The 22,019-nt window shown below is 62.0% G+C and carries 22 protein-coding genes and 1 pseudogene; 3 read left to right on the top strand and 20 right to left on the bottom strand.

The features are described from left to right. The first annotated feature begins 80 nt into the window (after positions 1-80). Both AC3WQS_RS09450 and AC3WQS_RS09445 read left to right on the top strand, forming a co-directional pair. Positions 81-1,406, top strand: a complete 1,326-nt coding sequence (locus AC3WQS_RS09450) for a serine hydrolase domain-containing protein (protein ID WP_046378435.1) — start codon at positions 81-83, stop codon at positions 1,404-1,406. A 42-nt stretch (positions 1,407-1,448) separates the two neighbouring features. Beyond that, positions 1,449-2,087 (top strand): PadR family transcriptional regulator, encoded by a 639-nt coding sequence (locus AC3WQS_RS09445; RefSeq protein ID WP_020969422.1) that lies wholly within the window; start codon positions 1,449-1,451, stop codon positions 2,085-2,087. A gap of 240 nt (positions 2,088-2,327) precedes the next feature. Here AC3WQS_RS09445 and AC3WQS_RS09440 read toward each other — a convergent pair. Then, positions 2,328-2,687 (bottom strand): annotated as a pseudogene (locus tag AC3WQS_RS09440) (VOC family protein); the annotation flags it as partial. A 60-nt stretch (positions 2,688-2,747) separates the two neighbouring features. On the opposite strand from AC3WQS_RS09440, the gene AC3WQS_RS09435 reads away from it, so the two are divergent. Beyond that, positions 2,748-3,155 (top strand): hypothetical protein, encoded by a 408-nt coding sequence (locus AC3WQS_RS09435; protein WP_029255198.1) that lies wholly within the window; start codon positions 2,748-2,750, stop codon positions 3,153-3,155. 46 nt (positions 3,156-3,201) lie between these two features. Here AC3WQS_RS09435 and AC3WQS_RS09430 read toward each other — a convergent pair whose 3' ends face one another. The 19 genes from AC3WQS_RS09430 to AC3WQS_RS09340 all read right to left on the bottom strand — a co-directional run bounded on the left by AC3WQS_RS09430 (position 3,202) and on the right by AC3WQS_RS09340 (position 21,895). Then, positions 3,202-3,945 carry a DUF6390 family protein gene (locus tag AC3WQS_RS09430; protein WP_020969421.1) on the bottom strand — a complete coding sequence of 248 codons (744 nt, stop codon included), beginning with the start codon at positions 3,943-3,945 and terminating at the stop codon, positions 3,202-3,204. After that, complete coding sequence (hypE, locus tag AC3WQS_RS09425; protein ID WP_046378433.1) at positions 3,945-5,015, bottom strand: hydrogenase expression/formation protein HypE; 1,071 nt, start codon at positions 5,013-5,015, stop codon at positions 3,945-3,947. Before hypE ends, AC3WQS_RS09430 begins: the two co-directional genes overlap by 1 nt. After that, the gene (hypD, locus tag AC3WQS_RS09420; protein ID WP_020969419.1) at positions 5,005-6,117 is read right to left on the bottom strand and encodes a hydrogenase formation protein HypD; all 1,113 of its coding nucleotides are present in this window, start codon (positions 6,115-6,117) and stop codon (positions 5,005-5,007) included. The genes hypE and hypD overlap by 11 nt, the downstream gene beginning before the upstream one ends. Continuing rightward, positions 6,114-6,413 (bottom strand): HypC/HybG/HupF family hydrogenase formation chaperone, encoded by a 300-nt coding sequence (locus AC3WQS_RS09415; RefSeq protein ID WP_020907459.1) that lies wholly within the window; start codon positions 6,411-6,413, stop codon positions 6,114-6,116. Before AC3WQS_RS09415 ends, hypD begins: the two co-directional genes overlap by 4 nt. A gap of 16 nt (positions 6,414-6,429) precedes the next feature. Beyond that, a complete protein-coding gene (hypF, locus tag AC3WQS_RS09410) occupies positions 6,430-8,718 on the bottom strand; it encodes a carbamoyltransferase HypF (RefSeq protein WP_080910488.1) in 2,289 nt (762 codons plus the stop codon). After that, positions 8,715-8,999 carry a HypC/HybG/HupF family hydrogenase formation chaperone gene (locus AC3WQS_RS09405; protein WP_019748086.1) on the bottom strand — a complete coding sequence of 95 codons (285 nt, stop codon included), beginning with the start codon at positions 8,997-8,999 and terminating at the stop codon, positions 8,715-8,717. Before AC3WQS_RS09405 ends, hypF begins: the two co-directional genes overlap by 4 nt. 3 nt (positions 9,000-9,002) lie before the next feature. Beyond that, positions 9,003-9,497 carry a hydrogenase maturation protease gene (locus tag AC3WQS_RS09400; RefSeq protein WP_069146018.1) on the bottom strand — a complete coding sequence of 165 codons (495 nt, stop codon included), beginning with the start codon at positions 9,495-9,497 and terminating at the stop codon, positions 9,003-9,005. Positions 9,498-9,503: 6 nt separating this feature from the next. After that, positions 9,504-9,623 carry a DUF6893 family small protein gene (locus AC3WQS_RS09395; protein WP_003942178.1) on the bottom strand — a complete coding sequence of 40 codons (120 nt, stop codon included), beginning with the start codon at positions 9,621-9,623 and terminating at the stop codon, positions 9,504-9,506. A 64-nt stretch (positions 9,624-9,687) separates the two neighbouring features. Then, positions 9,688-11,052: a hypothetical protein gene (locus AC3WQS_RS09390; RefSeq protein ID WP_492712480.1), complete on the bottom strand. Its 1,365-nt coding sequence runs from the start codon at positions 11,050-11,052 to the stop codon at positions 9,688-9,690. Next, positions 11,049-11,687: a DUF6084 family protein gene (locus AC3WQS_RS09385; RefSeq protein ID WP_021333535.1), complete on the bottom strand. Its 639-nt coding sequence runs from the start codon at positions 11,685-11,687 to the stop codon at positions 11,049-11,051. Before AC3WQS_RS09385 ends, AC3WQS_RS09390 begins: the two co-directional genes overlap by 4 nt. Further along, the gene (locus AC3WQS_RS09380; RefSeq protein WP_020907452.1) at positions 11,684-12,304 is read right to left on the bottom strand and encodes a DUF5947 family protein; all 621 of its coding nucleotides are present in this window, start codon (positions 12,302-12,304) and stop codon (positions 11,684-11,686) included. The genes AC3WQS_RS09385 and AC3WQS_RS09380 overlap by 4 nt, the downstream gene beginning before the upstream one ends. 19 nt (positions 12,305-12,323) lie before the next feature. Continuing rightward, a complete protein-coding gene (locus AC3WQS_RS09375) occupies positions 12,324-13,226 on the bottom strand; it encodes a NifU family protein (RefSeq protein WP_046378429.1) in 903 nt (300 codons plus the stop codon). A 3-nt stretch (positions 13,227-13,229) separates the two neighbouring features. Next, a complete protein-coding gene (locus AC3WQS_RS09370) occupies positions 13,230-15,023 on the bottom strand; it encodes a nickel-dependent hydrogenase large subunit (RefSeq protein WP_020907450.1) in 1,794 nt (597 codons plus the stop codon). Between the two features lie 54 nt (positions 15,024-15,077). After that, positions 15,078-16,193 (bottom strand): NADH-quinone oxidoreductase subunit B family protein, encoded by a 1,116-nt coding sequence (locus AC3WQS_RS09365; RefSeq protein ID WP_020969412.1) that lies wholly within the window; start codon positions 16,191-16,193, stop codon positions 15,078-15,080. A 163-nt stretch (positions 16,194-16,356) separates the two neighbouring features. Then, positions 16,357-17,172 carry a hydrogenase nickel incorporation protein HypB gene (hypB, locus tag AC3WQS_RS09360; protein WP_069146016.1) on the bottom strand — a complete coding sequence of 272 codons (816 nt, stop codon included), beginning with the start codon at positions 17,170-17,172 and terminating at the stop codon, positions 16,357-16,359. 2 nt (positions 17,173-17,174) lie between these two features. Then, entirely contained in the window at positions 17,175-17,504 is a 330-nt protein-coding gene (locus AC3WQS_RS09355; protein ID WP_020907448.1) for a hydrogenase maturation nickel metallochaperone HypA/HybF, read from the bottom strand. A gap of 154 nt (positions 17,505-17,658) precedes the next feature. Then, the gene (locus tag AC3WQS_RS09350) at positions 17,659-19,290 is read right to left on the bottom strand and encodes a cutinase family protein (RefSeq protein ID WP_492712481.1); all 1,632 of its coding nucleotides are present in this window, start codon (positions 19,288-19,290) and stop codon (positions 17,659-17,661) included. Between the two features lie 111 nt (positions 19,291-19,401). Then, the gene (locus AC3WQS_RS09345) at positions 19,402-20,508 is read right to left on the bottom strand and encodes an alcohol dehydrogenase catalytic domain-containing protein (protein ID WP_175470332.1); all 1,107 of its coding nucleotides are present in this window, start codon (positions 20,506-20,508) and stop codon (positions 19,402-19,404) included. A gap of 28 nt (positions 20,509-20,536) precedes the next feature. After that, entirely contained in the window at positions 20,537-21,895 is a 1,359-nt protein-coding gene (locus tag AC3WQS_RS09340; protein ID WP_084326564.1) for a M16 family metallopeptidase, read from the bottom strand. Positions 21,896-22,019: the final 124 nt, after the last annotated feature.

Below are 22,019 nucleotides of genomic sequence, written 5' to 3'. Positions count from 1 at the left end.
TCCTGAGGATGCATGACTGATTTGTCGTAATTTACTGCAAAGTGCAGCATGCAGAGTGCAGTATCGCTTAAAGTCCCTCTATGAACCCTTTTGGGAAGTCGACGTCCTTTCACAACGTCAAGACCCGCAAAGTGGCTGTGGCCTGCATCGCTACGGCATTGCTGCTCTCAGCCTGTTCGTCCGCAACCGATCCCGAGTCCCCCTCATCGTCCCCGCCGACCTCCGCCGGGTCTGCGGACAGCGCCGTCTTGTCTTTCGACAGCGCCGCAATGGATTCCGTCGTCTCCGAGAAGGCAGAAGAGTTCCGTGAGATCGCAATGGTGGTCATGGTCACGACGCCGACGCAGAAGTACGTCAACACATGGGGTTCGGTCAAGGAAGGCGTGAACGAGCCTCCCACTCTGGACACCAAGGTTCGCGTGGGCTCGAACACCAAGACCTGGACCGGTACGGCCATCCTGCAGTTGGTCGACGAAGGCAAGGTTGCGGTAACCGATCCGGTCAGCAAGTTCCGCCCCGATGTCCCCAACGGCGACAACATCACCATCGGCGACCTGCTCGACATGCGTAGCGGCCTGTACAACTACACCGAAACCCTCGAACTCAACCGGGCGCTCGACGAGCAACCGGAGCGAGTGTGGACACCCGAGGAACTGCTGGCAATGGGGCTGAGCCAGCCGCCGTATTTCGCGCCCGACACCGGTTATCACTACTCCAACACCAATACCGTTCTCCTCGGCTTGATCGCCGAGCAGTTGGACGGCAAGCCGATTCAGCAGATCTTCGCGGACCGATTCTTCGGGCCACTCGCACTGGCAGGGACGTCGTTTCCTGCGAACACCGACACCAGCATCCCGACTCCGTTTGCAGACGGCTACACCTACAGTGGCAACGTCGAAACGCTCGGCGAAGGCAAAGAGGCCCTCCCACAATCTCGCCTCGACGCGATCGCCGCAGGCACCGAAAAACCGACCAACACCACTAGGCACAATCCCTCGTGGACATGGTCTGCAGGTCAGGGAATTTCGACTGCAAACGACATGGCGACATGGGTCAAAGCTCTGGGAACCGGTTCGCTCCTGAGTCCCGCCACACAAGAGTTGCGTTTGAACAGTGTGCAACCCACAGATGGCGAAGGATCCGCAGGATACGGATACGGTATCGCTCAAATGGGTCCGATGTACGGCCACATCGGCGAACTGCCCGGCTACAACTCGTTCATGGGGTACGACCCGGTCAACGACGTGACCTTGGTGGTGTGGGGAAATCTGGCACCCACGGCCGATGGTTTCGCCCCGGCCTCTGCCGTCGCTGCAGCGCTCGTCCCCTTCATCTACGGCAAGCCCGCTCAGGACACATCCGACGACATCGCCGACACCGAGGATGCAAACGGTGAAGGGAAGTAGCACTTGTAGGCTCGGATGTAACCGCGGAACGAAGGGAGCCATGTGGCTCAGCGTGATCTCACACCTACCTCGTACATGATCCTGGGACTGCTGACGGTCAAGGACTGGTCGGCATACGAGATCGCCGAACAGGTCGGACGCGGGGTCGCCGAGTTGTGGCCCAGCGCAGACCGACAGCGATACAACGCCCCCAAAATTCTGCTTGAACGCGGTCTGGTCACGGCGAGCACGGTAACGAAAGGCACTCAGCGCTCGCGCACGGTCTACTCCATCACCGACGAAGGTCGCACAGCGCTGAGTGACTGGCTCGCCACCCAGGCCACACCCCCCGCCTTGCAGTTCGAAGGCATGATCCGCGTGATCTTCGCCAACCAAGGCACGATCGCCGACCTGCGGACCAACCTGACCACCATGCGCGAACAGGCAACTCGGTCCCGAAGTCTGTTCGTCTCACACGCACAACGGATTTCGGCCCCCGAAGCCGGCACACTCCCCCAGCAGAATCATCTGATGGCACTGGCCAACCGGTTCATGATCGGCCACTTCAACCACATCGCAGAATGGGCCGACTGGGCGCTGGAAGAAACTGCTGACTGGCCCGACACAGTGCAACCGGCAACAACCCACCGAAAGCGCACCGTCTCCACCCTCGCTCACTCGATAGACGATGGAAGTAGCTAGATCCCCCTCGAAAGCCATCGGACGCCGGTCCGACACCTTCTCGAAACCAGTTCGATCAGCGATCTGGAAGAGAACAGTCCGACGGACGCGGACCGCGGACGAACGATCAGAGAAGCGGGACCCGCAAGTCCGGTGACGAACGAGGATTCCAAGTGCACGGCCGGGAAAGATGTCGACAGCCGGCGGAGGCAGCACTGAACGACATTGAATCTGGAGTAATTTCTCCTCGGAGTGGTTGGTTCACGGGTAGACGGCGATCTCGATGAGGCTTCCGTCGGGTTCGCGACAATAGTGCGAGACCATCTCGCCGAGGGCACCCAGTTTGGTCACGGGCCCGTCGAGCACCTCGACCCCACAGTTCTCCAGGTGCTCACGGACAGTTCCGGGTGACGCAAGAGTGATGAAGCACAAATCCTCGGAACCTGCCGTCTCGACGACGCCGGTGGTCCAGGCCGGGTCTTGCTCCGCCGATCCGAGAGGCCTCGGATTGATCTTCTGATCTCCGAACTTCAGTGCAGTGCGTGCCGTGGGGCCGAATATCTCGATCGTCATTCCGAGTACCTTCGCGTACCACTGGGCGGTGGCGTCGACGTCACCCCGCCACCGATTGAAACGCGAAACGGCACCGAATCGCCGGACAAGCGACTAGCGTCGAATCGTATGACTGCACTCAACGCTTTTGCACGTACCGGTGCCGCGGTCTTTGCGGCCCTTGCGATCTCCGGCGTGATGATGCCGGGTACCGCGGCAGCGGCGCCGAGCACGGTTCCGTTCCAGGTCGACCCTTACGTCCCGCTCGTCGACTTGCCCACTCCCCACCTTGCAGCGATCGTCGGCGAAGAACCTGGCGTCGCCGTGCTGCACGTGCGACGCGCACCCGGAGACGGAAACCCCCACTCCGCGGTCGTCCACTGGCTCAGTCTCGGAACCGGAGCGTACGGATCCGCATCATTTCCGACACTGGATGCACAACCCGTCACCATTCGTCCGGGCTCGGGTCAGGTCGTCGCATACGTCGATCCCCAGGCGATCGGAACACCGGGCCTCGGAACCTTTTTCGTGCCCTGACACCTGCGTATCCTCCAGACAGTGGTCCCTGCTCTGACAGGGCCTGTCACGTCGACAGCATCCGGGTCGCGATCCGCAATGCCGAGTCTTCCGCGGCATCCAATGCCCGTGATTGCTCTGACGTGATGTTGTCACACAGCCAATCCCAGTGCATCGTCACCAAGGCGCCCTGGACGGGCGTCGGTGCGAGTGAGCGGCCGTCAACGCTCCATCGCACTCGCTGCGTCACCGGCGTGCCGCGTACGAGTTGCTCACCGTCGAACTCGAGCGGGGACGAAACCACCAACGCGTGCTCCTCACTCACGTCCTCGACCACTCCCCATCTGATCCGGCAGTTCTGGAGGACGGACAGTGGGACCGCACCGCGCTTCCGAAGAAGCTTGACCCACGGATACACCAGAAATACGTGAAAACTGTGGTGCGCGAGCGCGCGGTCCCGATCCCCGAGGGCAGGGAGAAACCCGGTGTTCTCGCGTTCACCGAATGCCGCCCTCAAGTGCTGCAACAACGCCCCCGAATCAAGCGAGTCGAGGAGATCACCTCCTACCCAATAGGCTTCGATCACTCGCGGATCGAGAGGATCGTCGATGCCCGCACTTGCGGCCAATGCCTCGAGGTACGGCCACGCACCGTCGAATTGACGAGCGCGATCACGGTCGCCGCTGCCCGAGTTGCCGCTGGCCAGACGAAGCAGCACTGAAGGATCGTCGGGTCCGCAGTAACCCAACTCGTTCGGCGGATACGCGTAGCGGGCAAACAATGCCGGCCCGTTCATACCGACGGCAGTCATCAGCAGATCCGCGGAAGTTGTTCACCTGCCGGCAAATCCACTACCCGATTGCCTCCCAATCCCGTACGCGCCACCACCATTCCGCGATGTTCGGCCACGCACTCCCCGATCACGGCAGCTCCCGCACTCAGCGGATTACCGCGCATCGCTTCCAGAATTCGGTCGGAGTCTTCTCGCGGAACGAAGGCGATCAACTTACCCTCGTTGGCGACGTACAAAGGATCCAAACCGAGTAGCCCACAGGCGTCGCGCACGTCAGCGGGAATCGGCAGATCTCGTTCCACCAGCGCAACACCGATGTTCGACGCTTGAGCGATCTCGTTGAGGGTGGCGGCAACTCCGCCCCGGGTAGGGTCGCGCAAGACATGGATGTCGACGCCGGTGGCAATCATGTCGGCGACCACGCCGTTGAGCGACGCGCAATCACTGCGCACCTCGGTCCCGAATTCGAGACCTTCGCGACAACTCATCACGGCCACCCCGTGAACACCGATGTCGCCGCTGACGATCACGACGTCACCCACTTGTGCGCGAGTGGGGTTGATGTCCACCCCGTCGGCGACAATCCCGATTCCCGCGGTGTTGATGAAGACTCCGTCGCCGTGACCGGCATCGACAACTTTGGTGTCACCCGTCACCAGTCGAACGCCGGCAACGTGCGCAGCCCGCCCGAGCGCCTTCGCGATCGCCGCGATGTCGGTCAACGCGGTCCCTTCTTCGAGGATGAATGCCGTCGACATCACCAAGGGTTGTGCTCCCGCCATCGCCAGGTCGTTCACCGTTCCGTTGACCGCAAGATCGCCGATCGTTCCGCCGGGAAACACCATGGGTTTCACGACGTACGAGTCCGTTGAGAAGGCGAACCGCACCCCGCCGATGTCGAATACAGCCGAGTCGCCGAGCTCGGCATCGGCAGCGCTTCCGAACGAGGGCAGGAACAGATGCTCGATGAGCTCGGCGGACATCGCTCCCCCACCGCCGTGTCCCATGACGATGTTCGGCGAATCACGCAGCGGCAGTGGGCACACCCATGCCGACAGGTCCACGACCGCAGTCTCCTCAGCCGGCATGACCCGCCTCCTGCAGTTCCAGGCGTCGGTACAGGTAGTACGCAGCGCACGCCCCCTCGGACGACACCATCGTGGCACCGAGTGGATTCCGCGGAGTACATTCCTTCCCGAAGGCACTGCACTCGTGTGGCTTGATCAAGCCTTGCAATACTTCACCGGACCGGCAGACACTCGACTCGTCGGTGTGGATATCGGTCACCGAAAAACGTTCTTCCGCATCAAAATACGCATACTTCGGCGCCAGCTGCCAACCACTGTCCGGGATCGATCCGATGCCGCGCCACGTCCGGTCCGACACCGCGAACACATCCTCGAGCATCGCTTTCGCTGCGGTGTTGCCCTCCGCCGTGACAGCACGGGCGTAGGCATTTTCGACCTCGTGTCGACCCGATTCCAACTGCAGCACAGTCTTTCTGATGCCTTCCAGGAGATCCAGCGGCTCGAATCCGGTGACGACTATCGGGACCTTGTACTTCTCGGCGAGGGCCGGGTACTCCGACGTTCCCATCACACTGCACACATGCCCGGCCGCCAGAAATGCCTGCACGCGGCACTCTGGCGAGTCCATTATCGCGGCCATTGCCGGCGGGACCAGAACGTGCGAGACGAGCAGCGAGAAGTTCTTGATACCCAGGCGATTGGCCTGATAGACGGTCATGGCGTTGGCCGGCGCTGTGGTCTCGAATCCGATCCCGAAGAACACCACTTGCCGGTCCGGATTCTCCTTGGCAATAGTCAGTGCATCCAACGGTGAGTACACCACGCGAACGTCGCCGCCGGCGCTCTTGATCCGGAACAGATCCGACGAACTCCCCGGAACTCGCAACATGTCCCCGAATGAACAGAAAATGACATCGGGCTTTGCCGCGATTTCGAGAGCTTTGTCGATGATCTCGAGCGGCGTGACGCAGACCGGGCAACCAGGTCCGTGAATCATCTCGATCTGCTCTGGGAGTAGTTGATCGATGCCGTGCCTGATGATCGAATGTGTCTGACCACCACACACTTCCATGATCGCCCATCGGCGCGTGGCCAGCGCGCGGATCTGATCCAGCAGTTTGCCGGCCAGTTCCGGATCGGAGAACTCGTCCAGATACTTCATGATTCCGTCTCCTTCGGTTCGATCCCGGCGGCCCGGGCAGCCCTGGCGAACCCGTCACCGAATTCCTCTTCGAGTACGCCGAGGTGTTCGAATTCCGCCAGCGTGCTGCGCGCGGATTCCTCGTCGAGTCGTTGGATGGCGAATCCGACGTGCACCACGACGTACTCGCCGACTCGGGCGCCCGGAATGTATTCGAGGCACACTTCTTTTCGGACGCCTCCGAAGTTCACCACCGACATCGTCGTTCCGTCGCGTTCCTCCAAGGACTCGATACGTCCTGGTACGGCTAGGCACATGGCACAACTCCTGACCTCATGACGAACTCCCGACCAGCACTTGGCCGTAGGCGAGACCACCGTCGTTCGGTGGTAACTGCAGTCCTGTCAACGGCGTGAATCCGGCTTCTCCGAGCAGGGCACACGCCCGGACGAGCAGGAGAGGGTTCTGAAACACACCTCCGGTGAGAACTACCTCGTCCACTCCCGCCAGTTCCCGGCCACGGATTGCCCACTCGAGTACGAGGTGCGCGACGGATTCGTGGAAGCGCGCGCCGATCACGTCGGCGGGCACCTTCGCTCGGAGATCACGGACAACGGCCCGAATGACCGACCGCGGATCAGCTGTCCAGGAATCGTCGTCCGACTGCACCCAGTCGAAGGTGTACCGCGACGGGGCGCAGTCGACTCCCCTCGAAATACCCTCCAGTTCGATGGCGGCCTGCGCTTCGTAGTCGACGCTCTGACGAACCCCGGTCAGCGAGGAGACTGCGTCGAACAACCGCCCCATGCTGGAGGTGTCCACACACCCGAAACCGGTTGCCAACTGGTGAAGTAGGACCGACTGCTCTCGCGGCGGACAGGCTGCCACCGGCGCGAGGTCGGTTTCCCAGTCCAACCCGGCATGCCAGAGGTGGGCGAGCGCCATTCGGTACGGTCGTTCCACTCCGGCATCGCCCCCTGGCAGCGGTACGTATCCCAGATGCGCGAGACGGCGATAACCCTTGTACGTCGCCAGCAGCAATTCCCCTCCCCACACTGCGCCGTCCGCCCCGTAACCGGTGCCGTCGAACGCTATTCCGAGAACCGGTTCGCTCCCGTCCCGGCCGTTCTCCCCCATCACGGAAGCCACATGTGCGTGGTGATGCCCGACGACGCGCACCGGTCGGTCGCCACTACGACTGCGAGCCCACGAGGACGAGCGATACCGAGGATGCTCGTCACAGGCAATCTGGTGCGGCACTACTCCGGTGATCGACTCGAAGTGACTCTCCGAGGCAGCAAAACTGTCGAGGACAGCGAGGTCGCCCATGTCTCCGATGTGCTGACTCGGCCAGACATACGCACCCTCGGCAAGACAGAAGGTGTTCTTCAGATCGGCCCCGACCGCCAAGGTGGGCGGTAGATCGAACGGCGCCGCAACGGGCAGCGGTGCATATCCGCGCGAGCGACGAAGCAACTGTCGTCCACTGCCGACTATTCGCATCACCGAGTCGTCACACGGCATCAAGATCGGACGGTTGTGGGTCAACACCCCGTCGGCCAGGTCACCCACCCGTTCGAGATCGTCGTCGGAGTACAGAATTGGCTCGCCACCGATGTTCGCCGACGTCATCACCAACGCCGCGGGGCCCGCAGCGTCTCCCGCCAACCCGAGAAGAAGATGCTGAATCGGATTGTAGGCCAGCATGATTCCGATGTCCGGAATGCCTGGGGCAATCGAGGGAGACGGCGTGTATCCAGACGCTTTGGCAACCAGCACTATGGGACGCTCGCGCGAGGACATGGCATCGGCCTCGGCATCCCCGACCACACCCAGCGCTCTGGCTTCTCTCACATCGCGCACCATCACCGCCAACGGCTTGCTCGGTCGATGCTTGCGGTCACGCAATTCGTGAACCACGCGATCATCACGCGCATCGCAGGCCAAGTGGAATCCTCCAATTCCCTTGACAGCAAGAATCTTCCCGTCTCGTAGCAGCGATCGGGCTCGTAGCAGTGCACCCTCGCCGGTCTCCGTGGGCGCGTCGCCTTCCACGAACGAAAGCGTTGGACCGCACTCCGGGCAGGCAATCGGTTGCGCATGAAACCGGCGGTCGGAGGGATCCACGTACTCCGCCGCACAGTTCGCGCACAACGGGAACCGCTTCATCGTCGTAGCGGCCCGGTCGTAGGGCATCGACTCGATGATCGTGAATCGTGGACCACAATTGGTGCAGGTGATGAAGGGATGACGATATCGCCGATCGCTCGGATCAGTCAGCTCCCGCAGGCAGTCGTCGCAGATCCCGACATCGGCCGGCGCCAAGGTTCGCCCGACCGCCCCCGCATCCGTCTCGATGATGCAAAACCCCTGACGACCTAGCGGCGGCGAGTCCTCGCGCTCTATCGACTCCACTCGTGCCAGCGGTGGGGGGCGGTTTCGCACCCGAGCGACAAACGCATCGATTGCCTCTCCGTCGCCTTCGATGTCGATCACGACCCCGAGAGCAGAATTTCCCACCGAACCCGACAGTCCCAGTTCGGTCGCAGTCGCGTGAACGAACGGCCGGAATCCCACACCCTGGACTACGCCACGAACGATGACACGGCTGGCGACCATCATGTCCCGACCTCGCCGGTACGAGTACCGGACTCGTCGATCTCACCGTCTTGACCACGGCCCATCAGTTCGAGGCCGGCCCGGGCGCGCTGTGCTCCCTGTTCGTCGACCTTCTCGACTGCAAAGCCCATGTGGATCACCACCCAGTCACCTGCCGTGACGGTGCCTTCGTCGAGCATCCCGATGTTGACCTTGCGCGGTGCACCTTCCACGTCGACGAGGGCGAGTTGACCGCCGTATCCGTCCAGTAGTTCGCGTACCCGTCCCGGAATCCCCAGACACATGACTCACACCTCCGGCCCCAAAGTGGTGGCATCACAATCCACGTCGATCGACCGGACGAGTGCCATCACCGCAGAGGCGGCTTGCCCTACCGAATCACGCATCTCTGTGCTCAATCCGATTCCGTCGCCAATCGATTTCGCGTGTGCCCCCACCACGAACGTCCGCGGGAGTGCTCCGCCGAGGGCCTGCAGGCTGGCAAACACCGAACTCGGATGCATCGAGTGTGCGTCGAAACCTCCTTGCGAGCCTTCACTTTCGGGATCCACTTCGATGATCGCAAGCTTCCCCGGAACTCCGGTCACCGGTAATGCGTCGATCAGCACCAGCGCGTCCCACGACTCCAACAAGTCGTATGCGAGATGCACACCACGAATCCCGTAGTCGACCAGGCGAACCCCCGTCGGGAGATTCTCATGCTGCAACGCTCGAACAACTTCGGGGCCGAATCCGTCGTCTTCGAGAAATATGTTTCCGACGCCTGCAATCAGCACGCGCACAGTGCTTTACATCTTTCGCATTCGCAGATAGCGCTGGATGTCCGGCATCGACACCACCAGAACGATCGCGGCTGCGATCGCGGTGGCGCCGAGAAGTGCCGTCGACAGCAATCCCATGCTCCTCATGGCGGGTTCTCCTCTCGATAGCAGTGAAGTCCGACAGCTGTGAAGTCCGACAGCGTGAAGTACGTCAACTCGCGCCGTCTCGCGGCACCGGCTCTATCTCGTCCGGCGCGAAGTACAGGTAGCGGCCGTACCAGTTATGCAGATCGGCGGCCGGGTCGTCCAAGAGCGTCACCCCAACATGAATGTCGCCGTCCACGTCTTCATGAATGGTGGCGACGTGGGCGATCCGGCCGTCGAAGAACAGGTCCTGAGCATCAGCGCGATGTGAGGGGTGAAGCCGAACCGTACTTCCACCGCAGACGCGGACGCCGTTGATCAAAACTGCGTCGGTGCGTGGTTGAACGCTGGTGTCGGCTTCCGGCGTCCACCAGTCCACGCCGTCAGGCACCTCGGGTATCAGATCAGAACCGGCAATCGAATCTCGCAGCACGCCGTGCAGGCCGGCTAGATCGTCGGCCGTCAAGCTCTCACATCGATCGATGATGTCGGCAGCTTTCGAGTCGGTAGCCCGCGCCCGCGCCTTTTCCTCTTCGGTCATGGCCAGAATTCTCAGCGTGAGAATTTCGTCGATCTCCGTCGAGTCGAACAGGGATCCTTCGCTCTGCGGCGCAATCTCGGGAAAGTCGTACAGGATGATCGGTGATACCAGAACGGTGGGCGATGTACCGGGGTGAGTCGGATCCTCGGTCCCCGCAAGCACGGGATAACAGCGATTTTGCCGCAGCGGCTCCGAGTGATCTGGTTCGTCGAACAACGACACGAACCTCGAGCCTGCGCAGGTCAAAATGACGTGAGTGCCGAGCATCGACTGCGCCGTGGCCGTGCCCTTGTCCCTCATGTCGACGCTCGTGTCGTTCATGATGCTCACGGAGATCACCCTGCGTCTGTCCCCTGCGGAGGCGTTCAATTCCAAGCAGCCAGTCACCGGAAGCCGTGTCCGAACGACCCGTCCGACTACCCGGCCCCGAGAATCCGCCAGAGTCTCGCCGTCGACAACTCCCGCCGCACAGAAGGATTCTTCGACTCCGGCCTCGAGTTCGTCCAGACCCCACGGACCCAAGACGATCTCGGATTCGGTGGCTTCGTCCCACGAGATCGCCTCGTGCCCGTCGACGGCCAACCGATCCACCGGAATCCACGCGCCGCCGGCGCCGAGTCGTTCAACCGTCCGCGACTGGTGGTGCAAAAATCTCACCGTCGCCGTTACTTCGGCGCCGCTCCGCTCGAGTTCGCCGAGCAGACATTGGGCGGACATCGACGGTTCCTCGCCGACTCCGTCACCGGCGGCGCCGGGCGGTCCGAGAACCCCGAACTGCCAACGGGATTGATTCTTCGCCGAGCCGGCCCGGTAAGGATAGAGAAGATATCCCTCGTACAGGACAGCGTCGGCCACGGCCCGAACGTCGTGATCCATCTCAGTTCGGGTCATCGGGGCACCTCGCTCGCCGTCAGCAACTGCCGCACGGCTGAATCGAGGTCCGTGAGGCCGTGCGCTGCCTTGAATCGCACGAGATCGGCAATCGTCTCATGGTCGAGGCGTACCCACCCAGAGGCCGGATAATGCGTGGCCATCAGCTGTTTCCACACGTCGACCGGCAATTCGTAGGCAGCAGATCTGTCCCACGGGATCTGCTGTACCGAGAAACCGCGCTGCCCGTCGGTGAATACGGTTCCGCTCAGTAGAACCACGATCGGAATCGTTCCGTCACGGAGTGCGTGCATGTACTTCGACGCCGTCACCGAGAAGTCGTACGTACACGCCATGGGTAAGGCCGCGACCGTTGTTCCCGTGAATCCCTGAACGACCGTGGAACACTCCATCCACAAGAAGGTTCGCAGCGTACTCGACCAACGCTCCCGCGGACCGAACAAATCGCGCAGGGCGTCGCCTTCCTCGTCGGAGTACGGCCGGCGGTGCGGTTCGATTCGAACCTGTGCGCGTAGAGCGACTGCTCGGACGGTCGCGCCGGTAGTCTCCGACATCCTCAATCTCACCGTCAGATTTGGTGTAACCGCATACGGTTCCACCTCCACGTTGTCGACCGAGAAGTCGAGGACGGTCATGCCGACCTGCTTCGCGCCTCGACGCGCCCGAAGAACTCGTCCACCGCGCGTGCGGCATCCTGGCCACCGTCGAATCCGCGCCACACGGTGCGCAGCCTGCCCACCAGCTCGTAGCAGGCGTCGATGGGAACAACGAAGCATCTCGGCGATTGTCCTGACGTGGGCACCGAGACAATCAACGCCTCGACGTCGGCCCGCATCTGCGAGAGCCCCGGATTCTCCGCGAGCACAGTCTCGAACGAGTCGATGGGCAGCTCGGATTCGGTAGCTCCGGCAGGTCCCGGATAGAAGACTATGTACTTGTCGAGGAGTGAGTTCCGAAAGAAGAATGCCAGGCCGACAGGAATTTCCAGGGACTCCCACCGGCCAGGGGCGAGTTCGAAGCCCGGAAATTCGAGATACCGATCGGGAACCGCTTTGTATCGGAGATCCGCGTCGACCGGCGCAAAGAGCAGATAGCAGGGACGGCACACGCACATCAGGCTCCGGACCTGTACGTCCACGACGTGTTGGTGTTCGTCACCTATGCCCGCCGCGCACATCTCACACAGCGGCCCGGTCGGAACGGCGCGCGTCGAGGCGATTCGCGTGAGTACCTCTCCCACAGTGGTTTTCATGACCAGGCTTCGTCCACGGCTAGGTCACCGGCAACACGGAATCGTCGGCGAGCGCGACCGAGAGCACACCGTCGCGAATAAGCACCGGCAGAGGCGCCAGGTGCTCGGAGCCGGTGCCGACCCGCGCACCCGCTCCGTACACGCTGAAGTGGGCAGAGCACGTCGGACAGGTAAGGACAGCGGCGTCTCGGACAGGAAGGCCCATCATGCGTTCGAGCACAGCCCCCGCCATCGAATGGTCACATACGGGGCAATGGTCGCGATACGCGTACAGATCGTCACCGGAGCGGCAGACCAACAGATCGGTATCCGATACCCGGAAACCCGCGACCTCACCCGCGTCGACTTCGGCAAATTCGGGGACCTCCACCCAGTGCGCGCCTCCCCCTTCGGCGTGTACGTGCGAGAACAGGGACTCGACCGAGATCACACCCGACTTCAGCTCGTGCGAATCCGGTGTTTCGACGTCGATTCCGGTGGTCTCGGGTGCCGCCGCCTGCACCGCGTCCTGGACCGCGGTTTCGAGGGTCACCGACGACGAAGGGCAACTGTTACAGCTTCCGAGAAGCCGTAGCCGCACCACGCCGTCCGCCACCTCGATCAGTTCGACGTCCCCGCCGTGCGAGCCGAGGTACGGACGCACGCTGTCGAGCGCAGTGCGTACGCGGGTCTCGACGTCGTGCGGGTGAAGTCCGTGCACCAGTAGGAGGCTCGACACCAGATCGTCGCGAACCATCGCATCCATCATGGCCGGATCCGCCAGCGCGACGGTGCGTTCGAGTGCGGCGCCGTACAACTGCACGACCTCGCGCACCAGTTGCTCGGCGCGATCCCTGGCCACCGGGCCTGCACCGGCATTGGCCTGCAACAACGTCTCGATGCGCTCCCCTGCTCCGCGCCAGTAGTCGGCCGAATGCTCCATCGATCACTCCCCGGTCACGGACTGCGTCGGTGAGTGCAACTTCTCCAGGGTCTTACCGCCGCCGAGATACATGTGAACACCACACGGCAGACAGGGATCGAAACTACGCACGGTCCGCATGATGTCGATGCCCTTGAAGTGGTCTCGATCGTTCTCCTCGAAGATCGGCTGACCCTGCACGGCATCCTCATACGGACCGGGGGTTCCGTAGCTGTCGCGCGGGCTCGCATTCCACGGGGTCGGTGGGTACGGGTGATAGTTCGCGATCTTGCCGTCACGAATCACCATGTGATGTGAGAGAACTCCGCGGACGGCTTCGGTGAATCCGCAACCGATTCCCTCGTCCGGAACCTCGAACGACTCCCACGTCTTGGTACGGCCTGCCCGGATCTCGACAAGCGCCTTCTCTGCGAAGTGAAGGGCAGCCGCTGCTGCGTATGCCTGGAAATACGTTCGCGCACGGTTCCTTTCGAGAGTATTGCTGCCATGCTCTGGAATCTTCCACTCGAGCGAGACAGGACCCTTCAGTGCTGTTTTCGGAAGATTGATCTTCACACTGTGTCCGGTCGACTCCAGGTATCCGATGTCGACCAGGCCGGCAAGAGCGGTGCTCCACAGACGAGCCAATGCTCCCCCGCCGGTATCCAGAGCGAGGTTGTCTTTTCCGTCGAACCATCGCGGTGACATGACCCAGCTGTACTTGTCCTCGAGGTTCCGCTTCTGCGGGTGAGGGTTGGTGTGTTGATTCCACGGGTGCCGGCGATCGACCGGGTTACCCAGCGGATCGGTCTTGACGAACATCTCCTGATCACTCCAGTCCTCGTAATACGAGGACCCCAGCATGATTCGGATACCGAGGTTGATGTCCACCAGATCCGTGGTGACCAACTTTCCGTCGACAACCACACCGGGAGTGACAAACATCTTCCGGCCCCAGTCGGTCATGTCCTTGTACGAGAAATTGCAGTACTCGGGGTCTTGGAACGATCCCCAACAACCCAGCAGGGTCCGCCGCAGGCCAACCTTTTCGTAACCGGGCAGCGCCTCGTAGAAGAAGTCGAACAGGTCGTCGTGCATCGGCACGACCTTCTTCATGAATTCGACGTACCGCATCAGCCGCGACATGTAGTCCGTCATCAGTTCGATCGTCGCGACGGTGCCGACGCCGCCGGGATAGAGCGTCGACGGGTGGACGTGCCTACCCTCCATCAAGCAGAACATTTCGCGAGTCGAACGCGAGACTTGCAACGCTTCGCGATAGAACTCACCCGTGAACGGATTGAGAGTCCGCATGATGTCCGCGATCGTGCGATACCCGTGCTGCTCCTCGTGCGGGCAGCGCGTGTTCTCTGCCTGCGCCAGCACACCGGGATTCGTCTCGGAGACCATCTTCTCGCAGTAGTCGACTGCGACCAGATTCTCTTGAAAAATGTTGTGGTCGAACATGTACTCGGCGGCCTCGCCGAGATTGACGATCCACTCGCCTAGATGCGGCGGCTTGACGCCGTACGCCATGTTTTGTGCGTAGCACGAGCATGTGGCGTGATTGTCACCGCAGATGCCGCAGATACGACTGGTGATGAAATGCGCGTCGCGCGGGTCCTTCCCCTTCATGAACAGGGAATACCCACGAAAGATCGACGACGTGCTGTGGCACTCCACCACTTCGCGATTGGCGAAGTCGATCTTGGTGTAGATACCCAGACTGCCGACGATTCGGGTGATGGGGTCCCACGCCATCTCGACAAGACCGTCGCGGTCCGCAGTCGAGGTGGGTTCGGGAACGATGGCCGTCATTGCAGTGCCTCCCAGAGACGTTGCTCACGAACTGATTTGAAGGTATCCGGTCGGTCACCACGTACGCGTCGCACCGGTGAGCAACTTCGACCCGCGCTCGCGCCAGTGCGGTTCCTTGTCCAACGTGTGACCGGTGATCCGGCGCAGACTGTGGATCACGGACCCGTACATTCCCACCGCATTGGTGGAGAGTTTGCCGCCAGGTGGTTCATCCATGAACGGCATGAATTTGTCCGGGAATCCCGGCATCGTGCAGCCGATGCAGATCCCGCCGACATTAGGGCACCCGCCGACTCCGTTTATCCAACCGCGTTTGGGGACATTGCATTTCACGACCGGTCCCCAACACCCCAGCTTGACGATGCACTTCGGCGACCCGTACTCCGTCGCGAACTCGCCCTGCTCGTAGTACCCGCCACGGTCACAGCCCTCGTGAACGGTGGCACCGAAAAGCCACTGCGGGCGGAGGGATTCGTCCAAGGGAATCATCGGCGCCTGATCAGTGGCCATGTACAGAAGATAGGTCAGGGTCTCGGAGAGGTTGTCCGGCTGAATGGGACACCCGGGAACGCACACGATCGGGATGCCCGCCTTCGATTTCCAGGTCCACCCGAGATAGTCCGGCACGCCCATCGCACCGGTCGGATTGCCGGCCATCGCATGTATGCCGCCGTAGGTTGCGCACGTGCCGACCGCAACTACCGCAGTGGCTTTCGGTGCCAGCTTGTCGAGCCATTCGCTCGTGGTGACCGGTTGGCCGGTTTCGCGATTGTTCCCGAAACCACACCAGTACCCTTCGTCGTGAAGTTTCTCGTTCGGTATAGATCCTTCGACAACAAGAACAAAGGGTTCCAATTCTCCCCGGTCGGCTTTCCAGAACCATTCCAGGAAATCGTCAGCGCCACCCTGCGGTCCACATTCGAAGTCGATGAGCGGCCAATGAACCGCCACCTGAGGCAGGCCGGGCAACGCACCGAGCGCGATCTCCTCGATACTGGGTTGCGTGGCCGCGGTGAGCGCCACCGAATCACCGTCGCAACTGAGACCGGCATTGATCCACAGCACGTGGATCAGAGTTTCTTCCGCTTTGGCCGCTGCACTTTCCGGGGTAGCTGCGCTTTCGGAGGCAGGTTCCGCCGTGGTGCCAGCAGTCGATTTTTGTGTGTCCATGTCAGCCGCTTTCACGGGTGCACTTGCGCCTGATTCTCGGCGCCGCTACTGCCTGACACGCTATGGCCTCAAATTGCTGCGGCACCGAAACGCTGACGCCACCGGAGTCGAACCTCGGCCCACTTGCGTGGCACCCACTCATTTCATTAACTACCCGAGCAGATCAGTTGTCAACGGCCACCGGAGAAATCGCCGAACGACTACCGATCCACTCGTACCACTCGTCCATGCCCTCACCTGTCGTGGCCGATAAAACAACAACGCGCACAGCAGGATTGAGGATTTTCGCTTGCGCGACACAGGCATCGACGTCGAACTCGACGTACGGGAGCAAGTCGATCTTGTTGATCACCACGAGGTCCGCGACGGCAAAGATGTGCGGGTATTTTTTCGGCTTGTCGACCCCCTCCGGCGTCGAAATTAGGACAACCTTGCCTTCCTCGCCCAGGTCGAAGAGCGCGGGGCACACCAGGTTTCCTACGTTTTCGATCAGAAGCAGCGACTCGTCCGCGGGGTCCAAGGCGCGCAGCGCGCGATCGATCATCTCGGCATCGAGGTGACAGCCCGCCCCCGTGTTGACCTGGACCACTGACGCGCCGGCCTCACGAATCCGCTCGGCGTCGAGCCGGGTTTCCTGGTCACCTTCGATCACGGCAATCGGTCGTTGTCGTCCTAGTTCCCGGATCGTTCGCGCCAGCAATGTGGTCTTACCCGCGCCGGGCGAACTCATGATGTTGAGCGCCGTGATTCCGCGGCCCCGCATCCACTCACGATTGTGAACCGCAATGCGGTCGTTCTTGGCAAGCACCTGCTGCTCGAGAATTACAGTGTGGTCGGAGTGACCGTGCCCATGGTCATGGTCGTGGTCGTGGTCGTGGTGGTGACCGTGCCCATGGCTGTCGTCCTGCTCGTGTTCTCCGCCGGCGACGACCGACACCCGAGGTCCCGTGGCGTCCCCGCACCCACACGTCGCGCACATGCTCAGCTCACTTCCATCGACAGGATCCGCAACTCGCGGCCGGCAAGCACCTCGACATCAGCACTGCCGCACCCACACAACAAGAACATGTCGGGCGGCGAGAAAGTCACGCCACAGCTATTGCATCGCGCGCTGGTTGCAATCTGATCGATGTGCAAGCTGGCACCCTCGGCGTGAGTACCCGCCGTGACAACGTCGAAGCAGAACAGCAGAGAGTGTGGAACCACTGCGCAGAGTTGCCCTACTTCCAGCCGCACACTCGATACTCGTCGCTCGCCGGCACGCTCGCACACGGCTTCGACCACACTCTGCGCAATAGACAGCTCGTGCACGGTGAAACCCACGATTCGTGATCCGGAAACTCCCTTCCACCATAAGCACCAACCGCCGCTGTACGTAACCCGTACATACAAAACAGGCTGCGATCCGCAACTACTTGCGGATCGCAGCCCGTGACAGCGTTTTTGACGAACGGAAACGTCTCGGCTAGCCGGCCGCAGCCTGTGTCGTTGTTGTTGTTGATGTTGTCGTTGTCGTGGTCGCGGCGGGCGGTTCACTCGACTCGACTGAAGTCGACGGCGCCACGGTTGAAGTCACACTCGGCGTCGCGGCCGGCGCAACGGATGTCGTCGTCGGAGCCGCGGGTGCCGGTGCTGCAGATTCCGAACCTGCGGGTGCGGGTTGTACCGCTTCGCCCGTGGTTGTGGTGGGCTTGGCCGAGTCGGTAACCGAAGGCGAAGCAGCCAAGGCGTCGATGGCATCCGCCATCTCTTCGGCGGTCGGCTTCGCCGACGAATCGACCGGCTTGCCGTCCTGCGCCTGCTTGGCCAGATAGGTCAGCCACGCCGCTGCGTACTCCGCTGATGTCAGGGGCTTGCCGTTTGCAGCATCCGAATCGCGCCAGTAGTCGAAGTGGTGACCGACATCCGGGCCCAAGGTCAGGCCGTACGGATCGTTCATGACTACGGGAATGGTGTTCTGGTTCGTGGCGATGAGGCCGACGATTTCCTTGAACAGCTTCTGCGGCAGGTACGCCAACGGCGACACTTCCTCAGTGGAAACCGAGTCCTTTGCGACCGGCGTCGTGGTGGCCTCGCTCGGCCTGTACGCCGGGTCGGAGACCTTCAGCAAGACATCGAGGAAGGTTTCGTCGCTCTGCATCCAGGTGGGATTGCTCGAGATGTCGTTGAAGGCGTCGAACATCACGCGTCCCATCACGACCGCGATGTCCATGCCGGTGGCGGGCGTCAGATTCTGCGCTTGCAACTGGTCGACGTTGAGCTGCCGACCGACGTTTGCCGCCAGAATCAGGAGTGAAATGTTCTCGGGAGCTGCGCAGGTGAGGTCGCCGTCAGAGCAGAACGACGCAATCTTGCCGTTCAGGGCCCCGAAATCTCCGCTGGTGCCTGGAAGTGCCCCGGATCCGGAAGCGGTGTTCTTTCCGTTCTGATATTGCTGGTTGAAACCGTTCGGGTTCGCGTACGGGTTCTCGGCGCCGGGGAACGGCCCCTCGCCCGCGAGTCGACCAGCGTCGGCGAAGATGACCACACCGACGACGTTGTCCGGATTGATGCCGGAGGTGCTCGACTCCGAGCCGATGTCCATCGCGACGCGGCGCACTACGTCAGCGCCTTCGCTGTATCCGACAATCGAGAACTTCGTGTTCGGGCAGGCCGCGCTGATTGCCTTCATCACAGCGCGGGTGTTGTCGGCGCCCGTCGTCACGGCCTCTTCGTAACTGTCCATGTTTGCGGGATACGCGATGTAGACGGAGGCGTACGAGCCGTCCTTGACCGAACCGGCGGGCGCCTTGAGTACCGGGTCGACCCAGTAACTGCTGTAGTCGTCTGTGAGCGCCGCCGGGAGGAGTGTCGTTCCATCCGCACCGACGAGCATCTTCGTTGTGCCCTCGACCGGCGTGTCTCCGCGACCGGCAACACCGATCCCGACCGTGTCGTGGCACTCGGTGACAGACGCGGTCAACTCGGTCTCGATCGTCTGCGATTGCGGAGAATCCACGGCAACTGCGACCGCCACCAACGCGGCCACGCCGAGCGCTGCGGGCGCTACCGCACCCGCCAGTATTCGATGTCGCGAAAAGAACCCACGAACCGGCATATCTTCTCCCCAATCAACTTTTGGAAAACGTACGACCGACCCCCGGGGCGTCACGCAACGTCATTCGAGTAGTCGTCCAGTATGAGAGAAGCGTTACAGGAGGTAACGATTTCAGTCGAAAATAATGACCTGTCGGATTGCTTTTCCGTCCGCAAGTTCGTCCATGCCGGAATTGATGTCGTCCAACTCGATTCGCGAGGAGATGAGCTTCTCGACCGGCAGCTTCCCGTCCCGCCACAATTGCGCGTAGATCGGGATGTCGCGGGCGGGGACCGCGGATCCGAGGTAACTGCCGATGATGGTCCGCGCTTCGGCCACCAGCCCGAGCGGCGAGATCGACGAGCGCGCATCAGGCGCAGGCAACCCGACCGTGACGGTCGTGCCACCAGCTGCCGTCGCGGCCACGGCTGTCTCGAACGCCCGAGCATTTCCCGCAGCTTCGACGACGATGTCTGCGCGAACGCCACTCTCGGACAGGCCGGACGGTGTGAAAACCTCGGTCGCGCCCAGTTCCAGCGCCTGAGCCAGCTTGGACTCCAGTGCGTCGACGCCGATGACGTTCTCGACCCCGAGTGCCCGCGCCGTCAGGATTGCGGCCATCCCGACGCCGCCCAAGCCGACCACCATCACAGTGTCCGCCGGGCGAGGCTTGGCCGCGTTGAGTAGCGCTCCCCCGCCGGTCAACACCGCGCAACCGAGTACGGCTGCAATCTCGGCCGGAATATCGTCTTCGACGGCAACTACGGACTTGGCGTTGACCACCGCATGCGTCGCGAAACCCGAAACGCCGAGATGATGTTTGACGCTCTCGCCGGAGCGCCGCAGTCGTTGCGCGCCACCGAGCAAACTGCCGTCGTTGTTGGCGGCGCTACCCACCGTGCACGGCATCCGGCCGTCAGTGGCGCATCCCGCGCACTCGCCACACCGCGGAAGAAAAGTCATCACGACGCGGGTGCCCACCGACAACGAATCAACGCCGTCGCCGAGTTCGACGATTCGACCAGCTGCCTCGTGGCCCAGCAACATCGGCACGGGGCGAACGCGATTCCCGTCGACCACGGAGAGGTCGGAGTGACAAAGCCCGGCAGCTTCGATCTTGACGAGGATCTCACCCGGGCCCGGGGATTCGAGGTCGAGTTCCGAAATCGAAATCGGAGTCGACTCCGCAAAGGGACGCTCCCGGCCGATCTCTTCGAGCACTGCACCACGGATCTTCAACTGCACACCCCGATTTCGATAGTTCGAACTACTTGCCCACGATCCCGCGTACCGACGCAGGGAGGTCACGAACCCGCTTGTACGGGCCGACGACGGCGGCCGCAAACGGCCTGGTCAAGAGCACCTGCGCCACCTCGAGAACTTCTTCGGAGGTGACTGCGTCGATGGTCGCGAGCGTCTGCGCAACACTGCGATGGTTGCCGTAATTCAGTTCACTGCGACCGATACGGTTCATGCGTGAACCTGAATCTTCCAGTGCCAGAACCAATCCGCCGCGCAGCGATCCCTTGGCGCGGGCGATCTCGGCATCGGTGATTCCGTCCGTCGCCACGTTCGCAAGTACCTCGCGGATCACTGTGGCAACCTCCCCGAGGTTCTCCGGCTGGCAACCCGCGTACACGGAGAACGCTCCGGTGTCCGCGAAGGTGTCTACGCCGGAATAGACGGAGTACGCAAGCCCACGCTTCTCGCGAATCTCTTGGAACAGACGAGAACTCAGCCCGCCGCCCACTGCGGCGTTGAGAACCGACAGAGCCCAGCGATGACCCTCGTGCCGACCGAACGCGCGTACCCCGAGCGCAAGGTGGACCTGCTCGCTGTCGCGGTGGGTCAAGCTCAGTTCAGGCATCGTTCGCAACCGCAGAATGCCTTCTCGCCGTGGCGCCGGCTTGACCCCACGCTCGAGATGCCCGGCGAAGGCGCGGCGAGCGAGCGTCACAACCTGCTTGTGGTCGACGTTCCCCGCTACTGCCAGCACCATCCGCTGCGGCGTGTAACGCCGAACATGGAAGGAATGCAACTGATTGCGCGACATCGACTCGATCGATTCGACGCTACCGATGATGGGACGACCGACAGGGTGATCTCCGAACAACGCGGTCAGGAAGGCGTCGCCGAGCAGGTCTTCCGGATCGTCGTCTCGCATCGCGATCTCTTCGAGCACTACTTGCCGCTCGACGTCGACATCCGCAGTTCTGCAGCGCCCACGCAGTACGACGTCGGCAACAAGGTCCACCGCCATCGGGAGGTCCTCGTCGATTACGTGCGCGTAGAAACAGGTGTGTTCCTTCGACGTGAATGCATTGAGTTCGCCGCCCACACCATCCATGACCTGCGCGATGTCCAACGCGGTCCGTGACGGCGTCGACTTGAACAGCAGGTGCTCGAGAAAATGCGCGGCACCGGCCACACTCGGCTGCTCGTCGCGGGAACCGACTCCGACCCACACGCCGACGGAGGCGGAACGCACACCGGGGATGAATTCGGTGACGACGCGCAGGCCGCCGGGCAGGACCGTGCGCTGCACTCCCGATTCAGGAGTCGCATCGATCGGCGATTTCAGCACAGCGCTGCGGCTGCGCGTGGTGTTGGGAGTGGTCTTTGCCATGAAAAGGTTCAGCAGTCCTCGGTGCAAGTGTTGAATCAGGTATCTACAGGCTCGTGTCTACAGACAGTACAGATGCGGCCCCGCACGGAAATCCGCGCGGGGCCGCATCAGAGTACGAAGTGAG

It is taken from the genome of Rhodococcus sp. FW305-130 (assembly GCF_058788335.1).
The sequence above is the reverse complement of the archived record's forward strand: the minus strand, read 5'-3'. Positions and strand labels throughout refer to the sequence as shown.

What these genes read in the sequence shown, in the direction of transcription:
- hypE (WP_046378433.1), bottom strand. Translation starts at nt 5,015, where the DNA reads ATGCCGGCTGAGGAGACTGCGGTCGTGGACCTGTCGGCATGGGTGTGC.
- AC3WQS_RS09370 (WP_020907450.1), bottom strand. Translation starts at nt 15,023, where the DNA reads ATGACGGCCATCGTTCCCGAACCCACCTCGACTGCGGACCGCGACGGT.
- hypF (WP_080910488.1), bottom strand. Translation starts at nt 8,718, where the DNA reads ATGATGGTCGCCAGCCGTGTCATCGTTCGTGGCGTAGTCCAGGGTGTG.
- AC3WQS_RS09415 (WP_020907459.1), bottom strand. Translation starts at nt 6,413, where the DNA reads ATGTGCCTAGCCGTACCAGGACGTATCGAGTCCTTGGAGGAACGCGAC.
- AC3WQS_RS09340 (WP_084326564.1), bottom strand. Translation starts at nt 21,895, where the DNA reads ATGGCAAAGACCACTCCCAACACCACGCGCAGCCGCAGCGCTGTGCTG.
- hypD (WP_020969419.1), bottom strand. Translation starts at nt 6,117, where the DNA reads ATGAAGTATCTGGACGAGTTCTCCGATCCGGAACTGGCCGGCAAACTG.
- AC3WQS_RS09385 (WP_021333535.1), bottom strand. Translation starts at nt 11,687, where the DNA reads ATGACCGTCCTCGACTTCTCGGTCGACAACGTGGAGGTGGAACCGTAT.
- AC3WQS_RS09375 (WP_046378429.1), bottom strand. Translation starts at nt 13,226, where the DNA reads ATGGAGCATTCGGCCGACTACTGGCGCGGAGCAGGGGAGCGCATCGAG.
- AC3WQS_RS09390 (WP_492712480.1), bottom strand. Translation starts at nt 11,052, where the DNA reads ATGACCCGAACTGAGATGGATCACGACGTTCGGGCCGTGGCCGACGCT.
- AC3WQS_RS09350 (WP_492712481.1), bottom strand. Translation starts at nt 19,290, where the DNA reads ATGCCGGTTCGTGGGTTCTTTTCGCGACATCGAATACTGGCGGGTGCG.
- AC3WQS_RS09405 (WP_019748086.1), bottom strand. Translation starts at nt 8,999, where the DNA reads ATGTGTCTGGGGATTCCGGGACGGGTACGCGAACTACTGGACGGATAC.
- AC3WQS_RS09450 (WP_046378435.1), top strand. Translation starts at nt 81, where the DNA reads ATGAACCCTTTTGGGAAGTCGACGTCCTTTCACAACGTCAAGACCCGC.
- AC3WQS_RS09395 (WP_003942178.1), bottom strand. Translation starts at nt 9,623, where the DNA reads ATGAGGAGCATGGGATTGCTGTCGACGGCACTTCTCGGCGCCACCGCG.
- AC3WQS_RS09430 (WP_020969421.1), bottom strand. Translation starts at nt 3,945, where the DNA reads ATGACTGCCGTCGGTATGAACGGGCCGGCATTGTTTGCCCGCTACGCG.
- hypB (WP_069146016.1), bottom strand. Translation starts at nt 17,172, where the DNA reads ATGTGCGCGACGTGTGGGTGCGGGGACGCCACGGGACCTCGGGTGTCG.
- AC3WQS_RS09380 (WP_020907452.1), bottom strand. Translation starts at nt 12,304, where the DNA reads ATGAAAACCACTGTGGGAGAGGTACTCACGCGAATCGCCTCGACGCGC.
- AC3WQS_RS09365 (WP_020969412.1), bottom strand. Translation starts at nt 16,193, where the DNA reads ATGGACACACAAAAATCGACTGCTGGCACCACGGCGGAACCTGCCTCC.
- AC3WQS_RS09435 (WP_029255198.1), top strand. Translation starts at nt 2,748, where the DNA reads ATGACTGCACTCAACGCTTTTGCACGTACCGGTGCCGCGGTCTTTGCG.